Origin of the sequence: Candidatus Thiodictyon syntrophicum, assembly GCF_002813775.1 — a bacterium.
GTDB lineage: Bacteria > Pseudomonadota > Gammaproteobacteria > Chromatiales > Chromatiaceae > Thiodictyon > Thiodictyon syntrophicum.
Window position 1 is genome coordinate 3,541,145 of the sequence record NZ_CP020370.1, and the last position, 21,957, is coordinate 3,563,101.

Sequence of the window (21,957 nt, forward strand, 5' to 3'; positions counted from 1 at the left end):
CCTACCCTCTGCTCAGCGCACGTTTCGACACCGCCCTGGCGTCAGGCGCGGGCCTGTCGGCCTACTGCAAAAATGGCCAAAGTCGAATGTTACTGATATCCTCATTATTTCGCTATGGTGTGACCTCATGACAACTCGCCTCAGCACCCTGGCTCTGACCTCCTGCCTCGTGTCGATGTTATTCGCTCCAGGCGCGAATGCATCCCGCTTCGGCATGATGCATATGAGCGACGCTCAGGAGCGGGAACTCGCCACCTGGGTGGAAAGCCTGGAGCTTTACGCTGCCCCGACTGCCTATGCTCCGGTTACTGGTTCGGTCTCGGTGCTCGATCATTTTCATTACACGCCGGAGCTGCGCGATCAGACCCCGACCGGCACCTGTTGGATCTGGGCCAGTACTGCCATAATGTCGATGTATTTCGACAAGCAGTTCAGCGGCAACCCGGTACTGCAAGACGGCCTGTCGGTTCAATTCCTGGCATCAAACGCCTGGATGGTCGGTTCGAACCTGAACGCCGGCGGTCATTTCGGAATGACCAAGGCATTTTACGACATGATCGGGTATGCCATTCCTTACTCGAATATCGGCGCGGCCTGGGATACGACCTTCAGCGTCGGCGAGGTACGCCCATCGCTGATTGCATCCGGAACCTCGTGGAGCGCCTCCGGCAACACGGCATTTCCTATCGCCGGCATTGACATATCCAAGGTAGACACATGGGACATCAGTCAGGCCGATGCAATCCGTAACCTCAAGAGCGTGCTCGATGCCGGGTATCCAGTCGGCCTGCTCTACTTCCTGCCGACAACAGCGGACTGGGATATCTTCGACGCCTTTTGGGCGAATGAACCGGCGACCAGCATCATCAACATGGACTATGCCAAGGACCATACCTGGGATAAAGGCGGATGCGGTCACTGGACAGTACTCGTGGGTTACAACGATACGGACAGCGATCCGGCCAAGCATTATTGGACCATGCTCAATACCCACGGCACGGTGGACGGCACGCGGCCGGACGTCACGTTCCGGATGGCGATGAATATCGACTACAGCGCCCAGTTCACGGGAAACCCCGATCCGATTCCCTACCTGTATTCTTGGTTCGTCATGGACACCACCTTCGCCCCGAAGAACAGTCCACTTCCAGCCAAGGGACTGGAGAGTGTGGCGCTGACCGTCGATAACTCGCTGTCCTCGGCCATGAGCAGCGCAGTCGTCAGCGGCGTGGGTTTCTCCGCGGTGCCTGCCGCGATTGTGTTGGGTAAGCTCACGCTGAATCTCCTTGAGATACCTGTTAATGCAGACACCGGGTCCTGGGGCCAGACCTCATCCGAGTTCCGCTTCGTCTCAAAGAGCGGGGCGGACCCCTACGTCACCCTCTCGATCAACAGGCTCACCAGGAAGTGGTCGGCATCGGTGCGGGGCACAACCCTTGCACGCAAGATCAACTCCTCCGACGGATTGGTCGCCAAGTTCGAGTATGCGGTCGCCCCTGGGGGCGACTTTACCCTGCTCAGCCAGAGCGCGGCTGTCGCCGATCAGGTGAAGACCAAGGCGAGCGCCGCCGTCAAGGGTCCCTAGAGGCTCTCAGGCCCTCTACGAATTATCGCGAAGGCCGGGCGACCCCCACGACCCCTGATATCCCGAGCATTGCCGATCCATGAGCAAGACGCACTATTACCTCCTCGCCTCGGTGCTCGCCATCGCACCGGGCGTCCGCGCCGCGCAAACCACCTGGCAGGGCGACGTGTTTGCCACCGACTGGAGCACGCCGGCAAATTGGTCGAACGGCGTGCCCGACAGCACCACGGATGTGATCATCCCAGATGTTCCCAGCGGCATCCTGGTGATCGGGTCAGATACAAATGCACTTTCGATCACGGTGCAGCCTGACGCCTCACCACTTTCGATTATGGCATCCAGCGACGCGCTGAATCTCTACGGAGACTTCACCAACTCCGCCACAACTGGCATCGATGTTTCAGCAGACGTGAACTTCAAGCACTCGATGACGCTTAATGGGCAGGGGGCACCAATCACTTTCCGCGGGGTCTCAAGTACGGTACTCAACACCGTTATCATCCAAGGATTGATCAATTTCGGAAACACGATCGTCTTGGGATTGGACTCCGCCGCCGCTTACGGCCGCTTTCTTGTGGATTCCGCCGCGTCATTGGACCTGTCCGGAGTCACCACGATTGCCTTCTCGGCCTCACCTTATACTGGGGCAAACAACAATCGATTCCAGCTTTTTGACCTCACCGACGGCTTCTGGACCGGCGCATCGGTATTGAGTATCGACCAGAACACCCTGCCAACCCTCACCGGAGGGCTTGCCTGGGACCTGACGCGGTTTGAAATCGACGGTTCGATTTCCGTAGTCCCCGGACCTTCGACGATCACCTTACTTTCGATAGGTGCCGCGCTGGCTAGCCTGGTCCGGCGCAGAAACAGACGCGGTACGCTCCCCGTCGCGCCTTGAGCGTGTAGCCAGACATGTGTACGACAAGTTTCTGAAAAGATGACGAGAATTCATTGTCGGTCGCTATCGCCCACCTCCGCCAACGACGGACCTTCAGTCCCGCACCCCCCGCGCCATCGACCCGAAGAACAACACCGTCAGGACCAGCAAGGCCGCGAGCGCGGTCGTGACACTGCTGCGATAGACCAGGCGCCAGCCGGTGTTGGCCTTGCGCGTGATCTCGAAGGCCTCAAGGTAGACGGTCTCGCAGGCGCCGTTGCCCTGATCGGTGCGGCTGGTGCTGGTGCCGCGCTGGAAGCCGCCGGCATGGGAGTAGCGCGCCAGTTTGCCGCGCAAGCGCACCTGGTCGCCGAGCTCGGCGGACTTGAGCGCCCGCCGGATCAGTGGGTCCTGCGTCAGCAGGTGGTTGTTGGAGAGTTGATCCGTGGCGAAGGCCGCCGCGGACCCGGTGCCGCGGCTCGCGACCCAGCAGGTCCAGGTGGTGTTGTGGTAGGACATGGCACGGAAGGCCCCGGCCTGCGCCTCGGACAGCTTGAGTGCCGCGGCCAGCGCCGCAACTGCGGCCGTCCGCTCGGCGCCCGGCAGCAGGTCACCGGTGAGCGTCAGGCAGTAATGCTTCATCGGACCTGGCGTCCATCTGCCCCATGATGCGGTCCAATAGATAGGGAAAGAACGGATTGGACGACATCCGGATCAGCGCGTCGAGGCTGACGATCAGGATGCCCCGCTCGCCGCGCACCGCCATAGCGCCCAGGTGAACGCCGAAGTCTTCGGAGCGGTCAGGCTCCATCCCGTAGAGCGAATCGGTCACGGGGAATGGCAGCGCCACATGGGAGAGTGAAAACACATCGCTGGGATAGGTCAATCCCAGGGGGCGCACCACCTCGGTCGTCGCCCCCGCCGCGATCGTGCGTTCCACCACGTCCGCGGAGCGGTCATCGCGGTTGGTGATGATCGTGGTGCGATAGTTGCGCGGGGGCTGCGGCAGCAGCCGGGCGAGCATGGTCTCGGTACTGGGGCGCAGCAAGGGACCGAATTCGGTGTGACGATTGAGGTCGAAGAGGACCAGTTCGCTGCCGTTCGCCGGCAACCGGGCATAGAGGGCGTTGACGATCGCCGCGGTGCTGACGGTGAAATCGGTGAGCGATTGGAAGGTGAGGATGGGCGGCAGGGTGCCCAGCCGACCCTCGCGCGCAAAGCGGGCCAGCCGCGGCTGCAGGGCGCGGGTCAAGAGCGAGGATTGGCGCGCGGCGTTGACGGGGAAGGAATTGTACTTGAATGGATTGAATTCCGGCAGAATCGAGAGCCAGGCGGCCTTGGCGAAACGGGGGAAGAGGGCCGGCAGACCGGCGAACCCGGCGAAGCGCGCCAAATCCGTGACGCCGATCATGGGCGAGATCAGGATGATCCGTTCGGCGCGCGGCAGCCCGGGGTCGTCGATGGCATCCAGGGCATATTTCATCGCGAGTGCCCCGCCGTTGGAGTATCCCACGATGTGCAGGGGCAGGTCCGGGCCGACCCGCCGCCGCGCCTCGCGCACCGCCAGGCGGGTGGCGGCGGTCCAGTCCTCCCAATGGACCGCCGCGAGCCCGGCGGGCACGCTGCCGTGACCCGGCAACCGCGGTGCGACGGCCACAAAGCCGCGCTCCTGATAGCGTTGGGCGATATGGCGCATGCTATAGGGTGAATCGGTCAGGCCGTGGAGCAGGACGACGACGCCGACCGGGGGGCCGGCGGGCTCCAGGGTATAGGAACGATTCCAGTCCTTGACGAAGCGCCCGGGGTAGACCGGGCTGCCCTCGAAATAGCGGTTGGCGGGGATTCGCTCATCCGCGTCCAGGCGCCGCGTGACGTGCTCGCGGATCTCCTCGAAGATGGCCTTTTCCGCCTCGAGATACCGGCCCCAGTCGGCGCGCTCCAGTTCATCGGCCGACAATTCATGGGGAACGAAGGTATGCCAGGGCTCCAGCGGCGCACCGCGTTGCGACTCGAAGGCCCGTACGCCGAGGAAGGTCACGGCGCCGCCCAGGATCAGCAGGGCGGCGACTTTCAATAACTTGATCAATTTGGAACCCATTGCACCGCCCTCCCCTGTTGCCCTGGTCTACAGTCACCGCTACCGACACAATCGTTGTCGTTGTCGTGGTCGTAATCGAGGTTATCGTCGCGCCCCGGAGTCTCTCGCACCCCACAGTGCATCGCTGCTCCGACTACGATCACGACAACGATAACGACAACGAGGTGGACCGGCGTAGCCCAGTCCTTTCTACGCGGCTACGCGGACTCGGGGAACTCGCCCGCGCACTGCGAGGTACGGAACATGAGCCAGAGACCGAGCACCAGGGTGATCACCTCGGCGGCGAGCGTCAGCAGCAGGGCCATCAGGCTGACCAGATCGACCGCGGAGACCCAACTGGCGGTGGTGCCGACGGTCGTCGTCTGCAGGGTCGGGATGCCCGCCTGGGGCGCGGAGAGGAAATAGAACAGGAGTTGCGCCACGTCCAACAGCATGACCAGCATAGCAAACAGGATGCCCAGACTGCTTGCGACCAGACCGGTCCAGACGGTCGCGATGACCGCCGACTCGGTCGGGCGCGTCTGGGGGTCGGCGATCCGCTTGCCGAGACCGACGTAGCGATAAAACCAGACGATGGTGAACAGGAGCACCAGCAGATTGGCCGTGCTCAGGAACTCCACGATCGGCAGGCCGTTGCGCGGGCCTGATAAACTGCCAGAAAAGACAAAGATATAGAACATCAGCACGACCGGAATCGACCCCAGCAGCAACTGGAGCCAAAAACCGCTCCACCCCAGGCGGGTGAAGGTCCTGGCCAGCCCCTCGATCTTGGACCCATGCAGGCCGTCAACAATATTCTTTAGTATACTCATCTACTTAACCTCTATAGCACGGTGCGGTCAGGCGGGCGGGGTGGGCGCAGCGGGGCCGGGAGGCACCGCTGCGGGTGACGGCAGGGCCATGGTCGAGCGCTCGTCGCGCGGGCAACAACCATGATATGACATGGGGTTAAGGATAGCCCAGTCACCGGCCGACGGCAAGGACTCCCGCAGTCGCCATCGGCATGGTGATCGGCAGCCTGCTCGCACTGCCGGCGGTCATCGGCCTGGGGTTCGCCTTCGGGTCCTTCCAGACAACGAGTACCATCGTTGTCGTTGTCGTTGTCGTTGTCGTAATCGGATACGATAATCTCGACAACGACAACGACCACGACGCTGACACCAGTCCCCGATGGACTTGCTTAACCTATTAGCGAACCCGCGTTTATGTGCGGCCGAACTGCCCTTTCCGGAATACCGGCATCTCAGATGGCATACCGCAGAATCGCGGCCAGCGGCTGGCCCCGGGGGATGTCCCCCTGGCGCACGCTCAGCACCTGGCCGCCGGACAGGAGCACCCGGCGGGCGATCTCGTCCACTACGCCATAGGTGCTCGCGCCGGCACCATCTGCCAGGGTAAGGGTCCCGTCGGTCTCGTCGATCGTGCCGGGTATCACCTGGTCCATGTCCACCAGCAGGCTCTGCACGGCGCCGAAGGTCGCCGCCCGCGCCACCTGGGCGAGGTCGGTGCCGGCGCGGCCCTCGTTGGCGCGTTGGTTGAAGAGCGCGGTCCACTTGGCGATCTGATCGCGGTAGAGACCATCGAGCACCGTGCGTGCGGCCGTCGCCAGTTCCGCCTCGCTCTGTTCCTCCGGACTGCCGGTGATCCCCTGGTCGGCCAGGTGCGGATAGGTGTTGACCGAGCGGTAGATGGCGGCCAGGCCCTGGACCGCGGCCAGCACCAGCGGGATATCGCTGCCCGCGAGCAGACCGCGCAGGGCGCTGTCGACCTGGCGGGCATACTGCCGCAGCAGGACCTTCTGCCCCTCGCTGCCGACCAGCCGCCCGCTGTGGGAGCGATCCGCGATGCTCGCCTTGCCGACCGCGGAGGCGACATCCTTCGGCATCCCGATCACCTTCACCTCGCCCGCCGGCAGATCGGCCGAGACCTCGATCAGACGCACGCCGCCCTCGGCCAGCGCCAGCACATAGCAGGCGTTGCAGAAGGTGATCGAGCGCAGCAGGGGCTTGAGATGAAAGCGGTCGGACACCTCCACCAACGGCTCCAGGGCGTTGGGCACCCGGAAGGTCCGCAGGTTGTCCGGGGTGGCGTAGATGGCCAGACCATGGGCCTGATAGCGCCAGAACTCGCCGTCGTCGATCAGGTCGTCCAGTTCCTCGGCCAGGGCGCCGATCCGGCGCTTGTCCGCACCCGCCGCCTCCAACTGCGCCACGGCCTCCTTGGCCAGGTTTTTCAGCGCAATCCGGTCTGCATCGGTCTCGGTGCTGATGGGCGTCGTCGGCAGAAAAATCGATACGGCGATGTCCGTGCGCGCGGTGGCGAGGTCGAGGAGTTCGGCGCTGGTGGGGAGGTCGAGATGGAGCATGGATGGACTCGCTGCGATGGTTGTGGGGTGCGATCGGAACTGATGTAGTGACCGGGATCCCGGGTACGCTGTCGTTGTCGTTGTCGCTGTCGTTGTCGTAATCGAATAATCCGACCACGATTACGACAACCACAACGACGCCCGGTCCGTGAGAACTTCCGGTAGCTGTCGCTGGTGGAAACCGGGTTCTGCGGCCCGGACGATCAGGCGCGGGGTGCCACGATTGTAGCGGACCCGGCCGGCGCAGAGCCGCAAGAGATGGGGTTCAGGCTCGAGAAATACCAAACCGGCCGTCGCCGTGACGCGGAATTCGGGTGCGTTTGCGAACAAGATATCTTCTGCGGATGGTCCAAAGAGGAGTATTTGGCCGCAAATGAACGCTAATAAGCGCAAATAATTCTCTGGTTAACGTCGTCGCGAACGTCACCCGGACGGTGAACATGCAGGAAAGGCCAGGTCTCTGATTATTTGCGTTAATTTGCGTTCATTTGCGGCTAAACTTCTGTTTCCAGATGATCGGTTGACGCCATGCCCACACTGAAGATTACGCGGATCGAAGCGATCCGCCAACGCCTGCGTGACCACGGCGCCAAGCCCTGTCACGAACAGCGCGTGCTGCAGGCTTGGGCGCGGGTGCAGTCCGTGGACACGCGCCGCCGCCGGGCCGAGGACTTCCTGCCCCTGCGGGTGCGCGCACTGCTGCCGGCCCTGACCGCGGAGCTTGGCGCACTGGCGCGCCTGCGCGCCGAACACCCCGGCGCGGATGGCTCCGCGCGCCTCCTGGTCGAGCTGGCCGACGGCCAGACGGTGGAGAGCGTGCTGCTGCCCCAAGGCGGACTCTGCGTCTCCACCCAGGTCGGCTGCGCGGTGGGCTGCGTCTTCTGCATGACCGGGCGCACCGGCCTGCGGCGCCAACTCGGCAGCGCCGAGATCGTCGCCCAGGTGGTGTTGGCCCGTGGCCTGCGCGCCGTCGCGCGGGTGGTGTTCATGGGAATGGGCGAGCCGGCCCATAATCTAACAAACGTGCTCGCGGCCATCGAACTGCTCGGCACCAGCGGCGCCATCGGGCACAAGGACCTGGTCGTCTCCACCGTCGGCGACCGCCGGGTCTTCGAGCGCCTGCCGCTCGGCCCCGTCAAGCCGGCGCTCGCCATCTCCCTGCACAGCACCAGGGCGCAACTGCGCGCCCAGTTGCTGCCCCGGGCGCCGCGCATCGACCCCGCGGAACTGGTCGAACTGGGCGAGCGCTACGCCCGCGCCACCGGCTATCCGATCCAATACCAATGGACCCTGCTGGCCGGCATCAACGACACCGATGCCGAATTGGACGGCATCGCGAGCCTCCTTGCCGGCAAATACGCGATGATGAATTTCATCCCCTACAACAGCAATGACGGGCTCCCCTTCACCCGCACCGCCCGGGAGCGCGCCGCCGCGCTGGCCGGCGCCTTGCAGCGGCGCGGCATCGTCACCCGGCTGCGCAACTCCGCCGGGCAGGACATCGACGGCGGCTGCGGTCAGTTGCGGGCGCGCGCGCTGCCGCCGGACGCCGCTTGAGTCCGTCGGCCCACCGCGGCGCTTTACAGTCGCGTCGCCACGGGGTAGTTTTCCATCGCCCCGGGGCTGCGTTACGGCCGCACGCGGGCAGTTCACCGACTGCGCTGCCCACGCTGGGCAGACACCGGTGCCGGGGGCCCGCCGCGGCGTTCCGGTGCGCTGAGGTCGACCCGCGGCCGCTGCGCTACTTCAACACCCATTACCGAGGTCACCCCATGGCTGTCCTGCGTAACAAACCGATCCTGCAAGGCTTAGGGTCCGCCGTGGCCTCGGCCCTGGCCGTGTTGGTCCTCACCGCCGGGTCCGCTGCCGCCGCCGATGCGGCGCTCGAGCAGGCGCGTGCGGATTGGCAGGCGGGGCGCCTTATTCCCGCCGCCACGGCACTCAAGGGCCTGCTCCAGCGGGACCCGTCCGCGGGCGAGGCGCGCGCCTTGCTCGCCCAGGTCTATCTGGACGGCAACGACCCTGTCGCGGCCGAGCAGGAGGCCGATCGGGCGCTCCGGCAGGGCGTGGCGCGGCTGGCGCTGCTGGAGGTCCGGGGACGGGCGCTGGTGGCTGAAGGCAAGTTCGATCGGGTCATCGCCGAACTGATCCCGGACGCCGACCAGCCGGCCGAGCTCCGGGCCGAGGTGCTGGCCCTGCGCGGGGACGCCTACCTGGGGCGCGATGAGCCGCAGGCCGCCGATGAGGCTTACACCCAAGCCCTGGAGGCGAGCCCAACCAACAGCCGCGCCCTGATCGGCCAGGCCAGGCGCGCGACGGCGCGCGGCGATCTTGCTGCCGCGCGGCAACTCCTGACCAGCGCCGCCACTGCGGGCAGCGACCCGGGCGCAGCCTGGCTGGCCTTGGGGTTCCTGGAGTACCGGCAACACCGCTATGCCGAGGCGCAGGCCGCGTATACGCGCGCGGCCGAGTCCTCCGCGGGCCGCTGGCAGGCCTACCTGCGGCGTGCCGAGGCCCGGCTCGACGGCGGCGACCCGCAGGGCGCCCGGGCCGACGTCGCGGCTGCCCGCGAGCTGTTTCCCGCGAGTGCGGAACTCGACTATCTGGAGGGCCTCATCGCCTTCCAGGCCGGCGACTACCCTAAGGCCAAGGACCTCCTGGAGGCCTATGTGCACCGCCAGCCCACCCAGGGCCGGGCGCTGTACTGCCTGGGGGCCATCTCCTACCAGTTGGGCGAGTACCAACGGGCCGAGGAGTACCTCGACGCCTATCTCAAATCCGATCCGCAGGCCTTGATGGCGGTCAAGGTCCTGGCCGCGGCCCGGCTCGCGCGCGGCAGTAACCAGGCGGCCGCGGACCTGCTGGCGCCCTGGGTGGGGCCCGAGCAGCAGGACCGCGAGGTGCTCGAGCTGCAGGCCCGCGCCCTCATCGGGCTGGATCAGCAGGCCGCCGCCCTCGAGCAGTTGCGCATCGCCGCGCGGCTCGCGGGGACGGACGTGCCGACGGCGATGCGGTTGGCCGCGCTGATGATCCAGGCACAGGGGCCGGCGGCGGCACAGGAGACCCTGCGCCAGACCCTGGCCGCCGCGCCCGACCGGCTGGAGGTCCGGTTGCAGCTGATCGACGCCTATCTCACCGATGGGCAGGCCGCGGCCGCACTGCGCGAGGCGCAGGAGGCGGTGACCCAGGCCCCGCGGGACCCGCGGGCCGCCGCGGCGCAGGGGCTCGCACACCTGGCGGCCAAGCAGCCGGAGGCGGCCCAGGCCGCCTTCCGCAAGGCACTGGAGTTGCAGCCCGGGTTCCCGGGCGCTGCCCTGAACCTCGGCCGGTTGATCGCGGCGGGAGGCGATCCGGCGGGGGCGCGTCGGCTGTATGAGCAGGCGCTCGTGGCCGAGCCCGGCAACACCCAGGCGCTTCTGCTCCTGGCCCAACTCGACGCCGATGCCGGTGCGACCGCGGCGGCGCTTGAGCGCCTGCGGGCGGGGCTGGCCGCCGCCCCGGCCAATGCGGCGCTGCGCGCGGCACTGGCGCGGCTCCTGATCCTCACCAAAGACCCCGGTGCGGCGCTCCACCTGTTGCAGGAGGCCCCGCCGGGGGGCAACGCGGACCCCAACCTGCTCTTGGTCCGCGGCCAGGCGGAGCTGGCCTCCGGGCAGGCCTATACCGCCGTGGAGACGCTCCAGGACCTGGTCGCTGCGCAACCCCAGTCCGCGGCGGCGCACCTACTGTTGGCGCAGGCGGCACTGGCGGCGAAGGACACCAGCACCATGGTGGAACATGCGGCGCGGGGCCTGGAGCTCGAGCCTGGGCGTCCGCAGGCCCTGGCGACCGCCCTGCTGGTCCTGGCGGCCGTCTCGGACCCAACCACCAAAGCGACCCTCGTGGCCAGGCTCCAGGCGGTGGCGCCGGACAACGTGGAACTCGCCGTGGCCGCGGCGCAGACCCTGGGTGTCGGCGGCGATCCGGAGGCCGAACGGCGGCGCCTGGTGGACCTGCATCGGGACCTCCCGACCAACCAAGCCGCCTACCGTGCCCTCGTGTTGGCCGAAGAGAAGGTGGGGAACCTGCCGGAGGCGACGCGCATCATCCGGGAATGGTTGGTCGCACACCCGGACGAGGTCGAGTCGATGATGATGCTGGCGCAGCTCTACCGGCAAGCGTCACGCCCGGACGAGGAGCGCCAAGCCTACGTCGAGGTCCTCGCCAGGCAGCCACAGCACCGCGCGGCGCTCAACAATCTGGCCTGGCTGCTGCGCCAGAGCGACCCGGCGACGGCGCTGCGCTATGCGGAGCAGGCGCTTGCCCTGGACCCGCAGGATGCGGCGGCAACCGACACCCTGGGCGTCTTGCTGCTCGCCAAGGGCGAGCGCGCACGGGCACTGGAACTGCTCGGTAAGGCAAGCGCCGCCCTGCCGGACGACGCGAGCATCGCCTTCCACTACGCCTCGGCCCAGGCCGCCGCCGGGGACCGGGGCGCGGCGCGGGGCACGCTACGCCCGCTCCTGCAGCGATCCTTCCCCGAGCAAAACGAGGCGTGGGCGTTGTTCCAGTCCCTTGCGCCCTGAAGCGGGAGGCGGCGGATCAGTCGCCGCCCCGACCCACGCTCACCCCATCAGCGCCCGCATCTTCTCCAGCGTCGGCGCCAGCACCACCCCCCGCTCGGTGACGATGGCATCGACCAGGGCGGCGGGGGTCACGTCGAACACCGGGTTACGGGCGGCGCAGCCGGCCGGGGCCAGGCGCCGGCCGCCGCAGGACAGCAGTTCCTCCGGGTCGCGCTCCTCGATGGGGATGTCGCCACCGCAGCTCAGGTCCATGTCCACCGTCGAGGTGGGTGCGGCGACCATCACCTTGACCCCGTGATAGCGGGCCAGGATCGCGAGCCCATAGGTACCGATCTTGTTGGCCACGTCCCCGTTGGCGGCGATGCGGTCCGAGCCGACGATCACCCACCCTACCCCGCCGCCCGCCATCAGGCTGGCCGCGGCGCCGTCCGCCTGCAGGGTCACAGGAATCCCTGAGTCCATCAGCTCCCAGGCGGTGAGGCGCGCACCCTGCATCCAGGGGCGGGTCTCGTCGGCGTAGACGCGGCGGACCTTCCCGACGGCGTAGGCACTGCGGATCACCCCCAGGGCGGTCCCGTAGCCGCCGGTCGCGATGGCGCCGGCGTTACAGTGGGTAATGACATCGGTCGGCCCGGTGATCAACCCGGCGCCGAGATCGCCCATGCGGCGGTTGGCGGCCCGATCTTCCGCGTGGATCGACAGGGCCTCTGCCAGCAGGGCCGGTTCCGGGTCGGCGGCGTCCAGACGCGCGATGAGCCCCGCCATCCGCCGCACCGCCCAGGCCAGATTGACGGCGGTGGGCCGCGCCTGGGCGAGCAGGTCCAGGTCGGGGGTGATCGCGTCGTGCCAGGCCGGGCCGGCCGCACGGTAGGCGGTCCGGGCGGCCAAGACCACCCCGTAGGCGGCGGCGACCCCGATGGCCGGGGCCCCGCGTACCACCATGGCGCGGATCGCCTCGGCCACTCCCGGCGCGTCATCCAGGGCCAGGAACTCGGCCCGGTCGGGCAGCAGCCGTTGATCGGCCAGATAGAGTCGGCCACCGTGCCACAGGGCGGCGTCGTCCGGGGTAGGGACAGCGGGAAGCGTGGTTTGCATGGGGGGCTCCGGGTGGGAAAATGGCCATCCAATGATATCATTTTATGATACCATTTTCCTTGATGAAAGCGAAGCACACGAAAACCTTGCACGCCATCTTTGCCTTGCCGACAGGGGCATCCATCCCTTTTGGCGAGATCGAAGCCCTGCTGACTGCGCTGGGCGTGGACAGGACCGAGCGCGAGGGTTCGCGAGTGAAGTTCACCCTGCGCGGCGTGGAGTGGCACGCCCATCGTCCGCACCCTGCCAAGGAGGCGAAAAAGTATCAAGTCGAACAGGTGCGCGAGTTCCTGCTCAAGCTGGAGATCAAGCCATGAACATCATGACCTACAAAGGCTATACGGCCCGTATCGAATTCGACGAGCGCGACAATCTCTTTGTGGGGCGCGTACTGGGGGTAAAGGCCATTATCGGCTTTCACGGCGAAACCGTGGCCGAATTGCGCACCGACTTTGAAGCCGCCATCGACTTCATGATCGAGGATTGCAGAATCCGTGGCGAAACGCCCGCCAGACCCTATTCCGGAAAGCTGATGTTGCGCCTGCCGCCGGACGTCCATGCCCATGCCGCGATGATGGCCGAAGTCCATGGCAAGAGTTTGAACCAGTGGGCGGCAGAGGTGCTGGAAAGTGCCCGTTGACAGCGTGGCCCTACCCTGGCCGTGAGCGGGACGGCCTGGACGATGATCTTAACCGTTCGGCCGTCCGCCCAACCTCATGAAACGCGCAGATGGCGGAGACTATGATCGACGCCGATCACTTCCGGCACCACCCACGACCGGTTGCTCCATCTCTGTCAGGCGCGTGATCGATTGTTCCAATCGCTGGTCTTCATGCTGCAGCGCGTTGAGGGTCTGTTCGTATTGCGCCCGCTGCGGCGCGGCCAGCTTGCCCGCAAGCTCCCGGCGATCCGCCATGGCGCGCTGTACCGCCTGACGGTTCTGTCTGGCCTCCTTCAACTTGGCGCTCGCGATCTGTCCACGCATGGCCTTATCCTTGCTTTTCAAACCCGCAATCTCCCGCTCGAGCTGCTGGTTGTATTGAGCCACCGCCTGGTTGCGTTGCTGGGCAGTCTGCAACAGGGCCGCGAGGCGCCGATTGTCCATCTGGTAGTCATGGAGAGTCCGGACCTGCGCCTCGGCCGTCATCCGCCCAATGATAGCCCCAGCAACTGCACCGGCGAGCCCACCAACCAGCGCCCCCGTCGCACGACGCCCTTTTCCAGCCACGGCGTATCCGGCGGCAGCACCGACCCCGGCACCCACCGCAGCCCCGGCCATCATTGCCTGAATAAAGATCTCGCGCTCCGGGTTGTTTCTACCTCCCGCCGGTAGCGTAGCGCAACCCGTGAGGATCGCGGCAACCAGGACGGCAGTGACGACAGGACGAATGCGATTCATCATCATGTTCCCCTCCTCAAAGCTTCTCGTTAAGATATTTCAGGCGATTCTCCTTCTCGTCGATCTGGCGTCGCGCCTGGTCGATCTTGGATTGAATCCGTGTCAACTTCACTTGCTCGCCGGAGGTGCGGTGAGCCGCCGGAACCATGGCGATTTTCGCGCGCCTCACCTCCAGCGAGGACAGCGTCCGCTTGTGCGCTGCGAGCGTGCGGCGCAGACCGTCCCGCTCATCCTGCAAAGCGGGCGTCTTGCTCTGTTCACTTTGTACCGCGGCGTTCGTCAACGCCAACTCTTGGTTCATCGCCGAACGATTTGCCTCGGCCTTCGCCATTTCCCTGGTATAGGCACAACCGTTGACATTGATGGCGGCGACCAGCACACTGGTCGCGATGTTTAGCAGAGAACCTGGGGTGCGCATGGCTTGAGCCTCCAAGGCTTAGGTCGAAAAAATGGCGGGTCTAATTCATCTCGGGAGCGTTGGAAAAGGACTTGACCAGCTCCTCCAGGCGCAGCGGGCGGCCGGTGCGGAGCTCATGCAGATGACGCTCCAAAAGGTCCAGGGTCTTGCGCTGCTGGGGCTTGTCGCGAGCTAGGAGCCAGGCGGATAATTCTGCCTTCACTTCCGGAAAGAGCTCGGGCATCGTCTCGTCGGCGAGCTGTTGGACCAGCGTCAGATAATCGGCGACATAGCGTTCCCCGGCGTCGAAAACCTGCCGCTTCAGTACGGGATCACGGCGGTCGCTCGCGGTATATTCATGATTCCAGCGAGCAAGCCTTTCCCAACCAAAGGACGCGTTCGCGCTGGCCTGACGCATCAGGGCCTCGATATAGCGCTTCTCGACAGCCCGGACCCGTCCCGCGTTTTTCGCGAGCTCGTGGTCGAATTGCAGGATGCGCCGCCGCAGATCGGCGATTTCTTCCTCCTTGCGGTTGGCATCACCCTCGGAAACCGGGCACTTGGCGGGTGGGATGTCCCGGGCTTCAAGCACCGCGACCCGCGCCATAAGCGTCTGTCGTTCGGCCGTGGCGCGATCCAGATCGAGGCGCGCGTTGCGCTCACGATCATTGATACTCGTCAAGTCGAGCTGACAGCGCGTCAGACCCTCTGCGCATTGGCGACCGGTCGCACTGCTATCAACAAACCTTTTCTGGTCGGAAACACAGCGGTCGGTCTCGGCCCGCAGTTCCTTCGCTCTGACCGCGAGCGCAATCCCGCTGACTTCCAACTCACGGTTACGTGCCTCCAGCCCCGCGAGGCGCTGCGCCGACTCGGTGCTGACCCGGGTATCGTCGGCCGCGAGTGATTTCAGTTCAGCCGTGCAGCGCTCAAAGTCCGATTCCAGGCGACGGCCCTGGTCGCTCAGAAATTGGCACTTGTCCTGCTCGGCCTGGGTCGCTGGACTGTTCTGTCCGACGAGGCCGGGGCGGGTCAAGGCGCTGCGCCCCTGATAGTCGCTGAACTCCCGGTCCAACTCATCCGGGGTCGCCCGCACCGAGGAGATGCGCGTGGTCAAGGCGAGTCGTAGCCCAACCTTCGCGGGACGCACCAGGTGCCCCTGATCATCGTGGGAGATGGCCTCGGTGCGCAGTGCGGCGGAGAGATCGGACGCTTTGACGCTGAAATTGCCGCCGCAGATAGCCAACTGTCCGAAGCGCCCCTGTTGGTACTCCGGACCGAACAGGCTCAAGGTGAGTTCCTCGGCATTGCCGATGAGGTCATAGAGCCCTAAGGCGTTCGGCTTAAGGCTGCCGGCGTCCTGCAGGCGATTGCCCGCGGTCTCGCGGTACCATTCATGATTGCTCAGGGTGTCGGCATAGGGGTGGGGGCGGTCGAAGACATCAGGGTTGTTCTCCAGGGTGGGCAGACCGCCCCTGGCCGCAAAGACCCACTCCGCCTCGGTGGGGAGGCGGGCGAATGCGTCAGCGCCGCGCCAGCGTGGCAGTTGCGCCCGCTCATTGGTCAGCATCCAGGTGTTGAGGGCCTCAATGAACTGCTGGACCTCGGCCAGGGTGACGGCGGTCTTGGGCAGCTTGGATATCACCGCGGGTCGCGGGGGCCTTTGCTCCTGCTGATCCAGCCAGCGCATCACGACGCTCCACTGCCCTTCGGTCACCTCGGTTTCGGCCAGATAATAGAACCAATCCGGCTTAGCGTTCCGGCTGCCGACGAACCCCCCGGAGAGCAGGGTCTCGACCAGACGCTCCTTGTATTTCGGACTCGGCTCCCGCGAACCGAGTTTGATCGTGCGAGCGGCGAACAGATGGCCGCCGTCAATCCCGAGCCAAACGGCGCGAAACGCCATCGCCTGACCCTCGGGCAGGCGCAGTTCAAACCGTTCCGGGACCTGGTCTGGTGCGGGCGCGGCAGCGACTGCACCGCCGCAGATGGCCGCCAGGCAAAGCAGGCACCGCGACAACCATCCCGCACGCCGGCTCGCGCGCGGCAATGAAGACTTGGCAACGCTGGGGATTTTCATTCGCGCAGGTACTCCGCCGGATCAATCCGGGCAATCGCCGCCGCCGCGAGCACGGAGGCCGCCGCGGCGGCACCAAGGATGCCGGACACCAGCCACAGGGCGTCGTAAACGCCAAGCCGGGTGAGCGCACCAGCGGTGCCCCCCCCCAGACCAGCGAACAGAGACCCTGAGGCAAAGGCGAAGGCGGCATAGGCGCACAGCGCCGCGACCAAGCCGCCGGCCACCAGGATCAGACTCTTGAGCGTGGTAATGAACAACAGGGTCCCGCGGCGCAGACCAAGGAGTTGGAGATAGGCAAGGTCGCGGCGCTTGCGCTGCACGCCGGCATAGACATTCGCGGCGATGGCGAAGAAGCCTGATACCCCGGTGACGGCAACGATCAGGACATACAGGGTCTGCATGTGCCGGCTCAAGGTGCGAACTTGACGGACCTCGGCCTCCCGCGACACCGGTTCCTTCAGGCCCGGATCGCCGGTGGCCTCCCCGCGCTGCCGCAGCCAGGTCGCAAGCCCCTCGACGGCGTCGATCGAGGGGGCATAGGCGCGGAAGAAGCGGTCGCCGTCGGGGGCGGGGAAGACCTCGCCGGTTGCGGGATCGAAGACCGCGGCCTGTCGGCGGGCGGCGTTCATCTTCCCTGCCAGGACTTTGGGAACCGCTGCAAATCCGGCGTGCAACGCCTTCGTGGGGACCGGCCTCACGGGAATCTCGATCGCGCTGCCGCTGACTGAAGTGAAGCTGAGCTTCGCAGGTTCCGCGGTGGAGACTGCCTCGTCGGTGGATACCCAGACCGGCGGCAGGCCATCCGACCCGGCCTCGCCGGGGCCTGCAATCGGCTCCTCGGGCAGCACCACGAGGTTGAGCGCCACAGAGTGTTGCCCGGACTCCAGGCTCAAGCGGAAGCGGTCGAGGTAGGGGATGACCTCGGCTTCGTATCCGCGTTCGAGGTGACGATTACGCAGCTTGGGTCGATCGTCCTCAAAGACCCTGCTGTTGACGGGCGACCAGAGCCGCGCCCTCAGGCCAGTTGGCAAGTCCCAGCCGAGGGCGTCGATTGCTTGAGGCATTTGGCTGAAGCCGCCTCTGCCGGTCAGCATCCGGCGATAATCCCCATCCGACGGAACCCGCGCGAGAAGGGTCACGAACCCGTCGTATTCCGGCACGAGGCCGCCCCCCGCCCCGGCCAACCCCAGCGCCGGGACCGGCAGGCCCCGCCGCCAATCGCTGAACCACCGGAAGACGCTGTCGGGTATCCAGAGCTTCGGCTCGACACCGATCGACTGCGGCAGGACCCCGGCGACCGGCAATCCCACCGCAACCTCCTGCCCTTGAGGCGTCGAGCGCTTGAGCACGACCGACAGGACATCCCCCGGGCCCTTGCCGGTGTCCTGTGCCAGGCGCGCAGAGAGCACGACCCAAGGCCCCGCGGTTGGCAGGGTCAAGCCGTGACCGCGCAGCAGTGGGTCCGCAACGGCGGTGGGAAGCGCGTTGAGCGGCTCTTTCAGGCCCTCGATGTCCAAGAGCAAGAAGGGGACCGGCGATTGGATCAAGACCTCTGATCGCGCCTTGAGCGCGGCCACAAATGCATGGTCGAGGGGCGCCTGTAAGGGGTATTTGGGCATGATCAAACGGCTCAAGGGGTCCTGGTCGAGCCGATCGAGCATGGTCCCGATGATCCCCACCCGCAGTCCGAGCAGGATGAAGAGGGGGGCGAAGACGGCCCCCAACGCCAAGACCATGCACAGGGACAGGATCCATTCATAGCGCAGATCCGCCCAGGCCAGGTCCACCGTATGCCGCCAGTCGCCGATCGGCATCAGGGGGCTCTACCATCAGCTCAGAACGGACGCGAACCCAGGATGGGGTATCATCGCCGCTACGTCGTACTGTGGTACAGGCTCCTGATGAACCGCAATGCCTGTGGTAATGTCGGTCGCAGACCGCTTGGGCGTGCGGTCCGCATGGGGCGATCTCGACTCCAGCGTGGAAACGGAAACCCCATGACCAGCTGGTCGGCTTACAAAGCGATAAATCGCATCCGCCCGGCCATGCACCAATGCCTCGTCATGGGTCACCATGAGTACACTGGTGGCATAGCTCCGCGCCAGTTCCCGAAAGGCATCCAGCACAATGCGAGCGCTTGCGGAATCGAGGTCCGCGGTAGGCTCGTCGGCGAGTAGAATCCGTGGCTCCTGTACCAGTGCCCGGGCCAGGGCGGCGCGCCGCCGCTGCCCACCGGAGACCTGTCCCGGATGCATGGCGAGCAGGCCCTGGAGGCCCAGGCTGGCCGTCACCTCGTCAATCCGGCGCGGCGACTTGCCGCTCAAACGGGCGGCGAAGCGGATGTTCTCGCCAACGGTGAGAAAGTCCAGGAGACCGCCGGTCTGCAGGACATAGGCAAAGTAACGCCGCCGGATCAGTGCCCCCTGCTGGCGGGAAACCGCGCACAGATTGAGCGTACGCTCGCCGTCATAGAGGTCGAAGCGGTCCACGCGATCCGATGACAGGATCAGCGCCAGCATGTCGAACAGGGTGCTCTTGCCGCTGCCGTTGGGACCAAGAACGACCGCCAGGCTGCCGTGCTGGAGACGAAGCTCCGGGACCCGGATCTGGACCTCCTGCCCGAGCCCCTTACGTCGCAGATGCATTTCCTGCACCCACAGCCGCAGACCACCAGTCCCCAATCCATTCGCAATGCCCTCGGTTGTCATGGGAGGTGATTGAGTTCAACGCCGACCACGCGCTCCTTGGCGCCAGTGCTCAAGCGCCGCCAGACCTGCGGATCGCCGCGGGCGCGGCGCAAGTCTTCATAGGTGGCGAGCTTGGTCTTCAGTGATGCCACGAAGCCTTGGACCCGGTCCGGGTTCTGGAACTCGTCCCGGGTCATGGACATGATGTCACTGTCGTAGGGGAGTTGGTCGATGCCGAGGGGAATGGCAAAGGCATCGCGGAAGTTGACCGCCGTCGGGTCGACCATGGTGATACGGGTGTTGCGCGCCACCAAGTCGAAAAAGTCCAGGGTCGTGCCACTCTCGCCGCGCAGGGCGATCTCCCCGACGTCCTTTAACTCCCGCACCCGCGCTTCGAGTTCGTCGAGTTCGGCCTCGGTGAATAGCACCATCGGTGCCAGTGCCTCCTGACCCGGATTCGTGAGCACCTTGTCCGAAACCCAGCCGCGTACTTCGTTACGAGGCATGTTCGGACCCGCGAGGGTTAGGGCTGCATGCTGAAAAATCAGTTCAGACAGGGTGCCGGACTGAACGCTCTGGAGGCATTCGGACCCCTGACCACCCGCGGCGCAACGCCGGGCCTGCGCAATGGCCGTCTCCCCCTCATGTAAGCGATCAAGGACGAGTTGTTTGAATCCCTTGGACTCCGCATCGACGGCGTAGACATAGCTGGTCTCGCCGCTCGTCCCAAAGGAGCCCTGGTAGGCCGAGGCGAGTTCGCGGTACTGCCGTTCCGTGACCTGATCTAATCCCTTGGATATTTTTGAGTTCTTGATGGGGAAGGCAACCAGTTTCACCCGAGCGACATCGGCCTTGCGGCGCAGCGCCTCGATCGTATACAGGGTGTCCTTGCCCGGGGCATCCCCCACCAGAAATAGCAGCTTCAGGGCCTCGGGGCGCCACTGCTCGCTCTTGATCGCGAGTTGCAGACCCTCGAACACGGACTCAGGGATGTCGTCGCCGCTCACCGCGACCGGCTGTGCTCGGATTCCCTTAAGCGTGCGGACGAAGTCCCTCGCCGACTGCATTGCGCTGGTAAACTCGCGCGCCTGATACTCGAAGCGCGGGTCCAGGTCCCGATAACCGACGAAGCCAAACCGCAGGCTGTCGTCGGGACTGGAGACGGCGAACGCTTCCACTGCCGCCAGGACCTCGCGCAGATAGGGCCCCATCGACTCGGTCGTATCCATGACGAACAGGATATCGACGGGCGCAACGGTACCCCCGGCCGCCCCATCTGTTCCGGTGCGGGCAGCGACCTCAAGGACCCGTGCCGTCTTGCCGTCGATACGCAGGTCGGCATTGCGACCACGGCCGTAGAAGTCCAAGACCGGATACATCACGGCACGATCCTGGTTTGGGTTCACCCGCGGCTCGACGGCAATCACGTCGCCGCCACCCGTGCGGCGTTCGACCGCGGCACTCAGGTCCGCGACCCGGTTCCGGCGTTGCGCCGGGTCCAAGTCCATGAGGGCCAGGAGGGGCTCCGGCTTGGCGAACAAGAGTGACTGTTCGCGCTGTAGCGGATTGGTGAAGCGCATGACCACGGCACGTCGCCACGGGATACACTCGTCCTGCGCAATCCAGCCCAGGCCCTTGGGCGACCAGTCCGGCGGCTTGACCTTGGGAACATGGTCCTCGGTGATCTGATACCACAAGCGTCCTTGGCCGTCTTTGGTGCTATCAACCACGCCGAAGGACTCATATTGTTGGACATTATCCCGGGTGACCGCGCTTAGCGGGTCCGCTCGTTCGTGGATCCGCGCGCCCTGAAGGGCCAGGACGCGGGCGACTGGGGTCTTGCGCGGATCCGGCGGGCGGCCATCCCACCAAGTGGTCTCATCCTCTGAGAGACGCACCTCGCGCAGCACCCCCGGGCGATAGCGCTCCACGTAACGCACGGCGCGCTGCCGCCCGATCTCATCCGGCGCGAGATTCAGATCCCGTCCCATCAGCCCGTGCAAAGCCGTGCGGTTGCGGTTCTCGTCCTCCGCCAATGCGCGTGCCTCGGGTGGGCAGTTGTGATTGATCTCCAAGAGCCCATCCAGGCGCTCACCGAGACAATGGCGCGGCTGACCCAGTTCGGACTCCAGGCCGGTCTGACGCCCCTGCATGGAGACCAGGATACTCTGATAGTCGTCCGGCCCCGGGGACGGGGCGGCACCGGCGAGTGAAGACCACAGCAGCAAGCCGACGGCCCCGGCGATGGCAACTGGCAATATCGCGCGAGATCCGATCATGGCTTCTTCGACAGGATGGTCGAGGTGGATTCCAGGCGATCATAGACCCACCAGGGATCGCGGCTCACCATCAGCAGAACCTTCCTGGGGGAGTTTGAATCATTACTGCGTAGTGTCAGGGTCCCCTCGCCGGGGCTCGCTGGGCCGGCGGCATAGTGGATGGTCACATCAGTTGATTCCCCCGGAGGGATGCGCGAAGTCGGCAGCGGGGCGGTAAAGCTCGCCGGACTTAGGTCGATCCCCGCGATGTTCAAATCCCCGCTCCCGTCATTGCGGATACGCAGGGTACCAATGGTTTCTTCCGAACCACCCTGGGAGAAAACAACGGGCTCGCTGACGATGACCAACCGCGGCTCGTCAGCCGTGAATAGCCAAATCGCCGCGGCCCCCAAGGCGAGGACCCCGAGTGCGGCGCCGCCGAATATAGCGATCCGCGCCCAGGGCCAGCCCTGCTTCAATGGGAAGGGACCGACCAGCGGTTTGCCGCAGGTGGCCCCGGACAAGGTCTTCCCCGGGCACTTGGGAAT

18 protein-coding genes are annotated in these 21,957 nt (G+C 65.6%); 6 read left to right on the forward strand and 12 right to left on the reverse strand.

The window, feature by feature from the left end; genetic code table 11:
* The first annotated feature begins 127 nt into the window (after positions 1-127).
* Entirely contained in the window at positions 128-1,585 is a 1,458-nt protein-coding gene (locus tag THSYN_RS14870; RefSeq protein ID WP_157817688.1) for a C1 family peptidase, read from the forward strand.
* Positions 1,586-1,664: 79 nt separating this feature from the next.
* Positions 1,665-2,486 (forward strand): hypothetical protein, encoded by an 822-nt coding sequence (locus tag THSYN_RS14875; RefSeq protein ID WP_100919834.1) that lies wholly within the window; start codon positions 1,665-1,667, stop codon positions 2,484-2,486.
* A 93-nt stretch (positions 2,487-2,579) separates the two neighbouring features.
* Here THSYN_RS14875 and THSYN_RS14880 read toward each other — a convergent pair whose 3' ends face one another.
* The 4 genes from THSYN_RS14880 to THSYN_RS14900 all read right to left on the reverse strand — a co-directional run bounded on the left by THSYN_RS14880 (position 2,580) and on the right by THSYN_RS14900 (position 6,928).
* Positions 2,580-3,107 (reverse strand): hypothetical protein, encoded by a 528-nt coding sequence (locus tag THSYN_RS14880; RefSeq protein ID WP_100919835.1) that lies wholly within the window; start codon positions 3,105-3,107, stop codon positions 2,580-2,582.
* Entirely contained in the window at positions 3,076-4,563 is a 1,488-nt protein-coding gene (locus THSYN_RS14885; protein ID WP_100919836.1) for an alpha/beta hydrolase, read from the reverse strand. The genes THSYN_RS14880 and THSYN_RS14885 overlap by 32 nt, the downstream gene beginning before the upstream one ends.
* 197 nt (positions 4,564-4,760) lie before the next feature.
* Complete coding sequence (locus tag THSYN_RS14890; protein ID WP_236848569.1) at positions 4,761-5,375, reverse strand: DUF3611 family protein; 615 nt, start codon at positions 5,373-5,375, stop codon at positions 4,761-4,763.
* 431 nt (positions 5,376-5,806) lie between these two features.
* Positions 5,807-6,928, reverse strand: coding sequence for a baeRF11 domain-containing protein (locus THSYN_RS14900; protein ID WP_100919838.1), 1,122 nt, complete (start codon positions 6,926-6,928; stop codon positions 5,807-5,809).
* Positions 6,929-7,456: 528 nt separating this feature from the next.
* On the opposite strand from THSYN_RS14900, the gene THSYN_RS14910 reads away from it, so the two are divergent.
* Complete coding sequence (locus THSYN_RS14910) at positions 7,457-8,485, forward strand: RNA methyltransferase (protein ID WP_100919840.1); 1,029 nt, start codon at positions 7,457-7,459, stop codon at positions 8,483-8,485.
* Between the two features lie 215 nt (positions 8,486-8,700).
* On the forward strand, positions 8,701-11,493 hold the full coding sequence (gene prsT / locus THSYN_RS14915; RefSeq protein ID WP_100919841.1) for an XrtA/PEP-CTERM system TPR-repeat protein PrsT: 2,793 nt from the start codon (positions 8,701-8,703) through the stop codon (positions 11,491-11,493).
* Between the two features lie 39 nt (positions 11,494-11,532).
* On the opposite strand, the gene mtnA is transcribed toward prsT, so the two are convergent.
* Positions 11,533-12,588, reverse strand: a complete 1,056-nt coding sequence (gene mtnA / locus THSYN_RS14920; protein WP_100919842.1) for an S-methyl-5-thioribose-1-phosphate isomerase — start codon at positions 12,586-12,588, stop codon at positions 11,533-11,535.
* 62 nt (positions 12,589-12,650) lie between these two features.
* On the opposite strand from mtnA, the gene THSYN_RS14925 reads away from it, so the two are divergent.
* Both THSYN_RS14925 and THSYN_RS14930 read left to right on the forward strand, forming a co-directional pair.
* The gene (locus tag THSYN_RS14925) at positions 12,651-12,905 is read left to right on the forward strand and encodes a type II toxin-antitoxin system HicA family toxin (RefSeq protein WP_100922439.1); all 255 of its coding nucleotides are present in this window, start codon (positions 12,651-12,653) and stop codon (positions 12,903-12,905) included.
* Positions 12,902-13,228, forward strand: a complete 327-nt coding sequence (locus THSYN_RS14930) for a type II toxin-antitoxin system HicB family antitoxin (protein ID WP_100919843.1) — start codon at positions 12,902-12,904, stop codon at positions 13,226-13,228. The genes THSYN_RS14925 and THSYN_RS14930 overlap by 4 nt, the downstream gene beginning before the upstream one ends.
* A gap of 99 nt (positions 13,229-13,327) precedes the next feature.
* On the opposite strand, the gene THSYN_RS14935 is transcribed toward THSYN_RS14930, so the two are convergent.
* The 7 genes from THSYN_RS14935 to THSYN_RS14965 are packed head-to-tail and all read right to left on the reverse strand — an operon-like array spanning position 13,328 to position 21,933.
* Entirely contained in the window at positions 13,328-13,993 is a 666-nt protein-coding gene (locus THSYN_RS14935; RefSeq protein WP_100919844.1) for a hypothetical protein, read from the reverse strand.
* A 10-nt stretch (positions 13,994-14,003) separates the two neighbouring features.
* The gene (locus THSYN_RS14940; protein WP_100919845.1) at positions 14,004-14,405 is read right to left on the reverse strand and encodes a hypothetical protein; all 402 of its coding nucleotides are present in this window, start codon (positions 14,403-14,405) and stop codon (positions 14,004-14,006) included.
* 40 nt (positions 14,406-14,445) lie between these two features.
* On the reverse strand, positions 14,446-16,464 hold the full coding sequence (locus THSYN_RS14945; RefSeq protein ID WP_100919846.1) for an SUMF1/EgtB/PvdO family nonheme iron enzyme: 2,019 nt from the start codon (positions 16,462-16,464) through the stop codon (positions 14,446-14,448).
* Positions 16,461-18,278 (reverse strand): hypothetical protein, encoded by a 1,818-nt coding sequence (locus THSYN_RS14950; RefSeq protein WP_100919847.1) that lies wholly within the window; start codon positions 18,276-18,278, stop codon positions 16,461-16,463. Before THSYN_RS14950 ends, THSYN_RS14945 begins: the two co-directional genes overlap by 4 nt.
* 15 nt (positions 18,279-18,293) lie before the next feature.
* The gene (locus THSYN_RS14955; RefSeq protein WP_157817689.1) at positions 18,294-19,109 is read right to left on the reverse strand and encodes an ATP-binding cassette domain-containing protein; all 816 of its coding nucleotides are present in this window, start codon (positions 19,107-19,109) and stop codon (positions 18,294-18,296) included.
* Positions 19,110-19,168: 59 nt separating this feature from the next.
* The gene (locus tag THSYN_RS14960) at positions 19,169-21,430 is read right to left on the reverse strand and encodes a VWA domain-containing protein (protein WP_157817690.1); all 2,262 of its coding nucleotides are present in this window, start codon (positions 21,428-21,430) and stop codon (positions 19,169-19,171) included.
* Positions 21,427-21,933 (reverse strand): hypothetical protein, encoded by a 507-nt coding sequence (locus THSYN_RS14965; RefSeq protein ID WP_157817691.1) that lies wholly within the window; start codon positions 21,931-21,933, stop codon positions 21,427-21,429. Before THSYN_RS14965 ends, THSYN_RS14960 begins: the two co-directional genes overlap by 4 nt.
* Positions 21,934-21,957 lie beyond the last annotated feature (24 nt).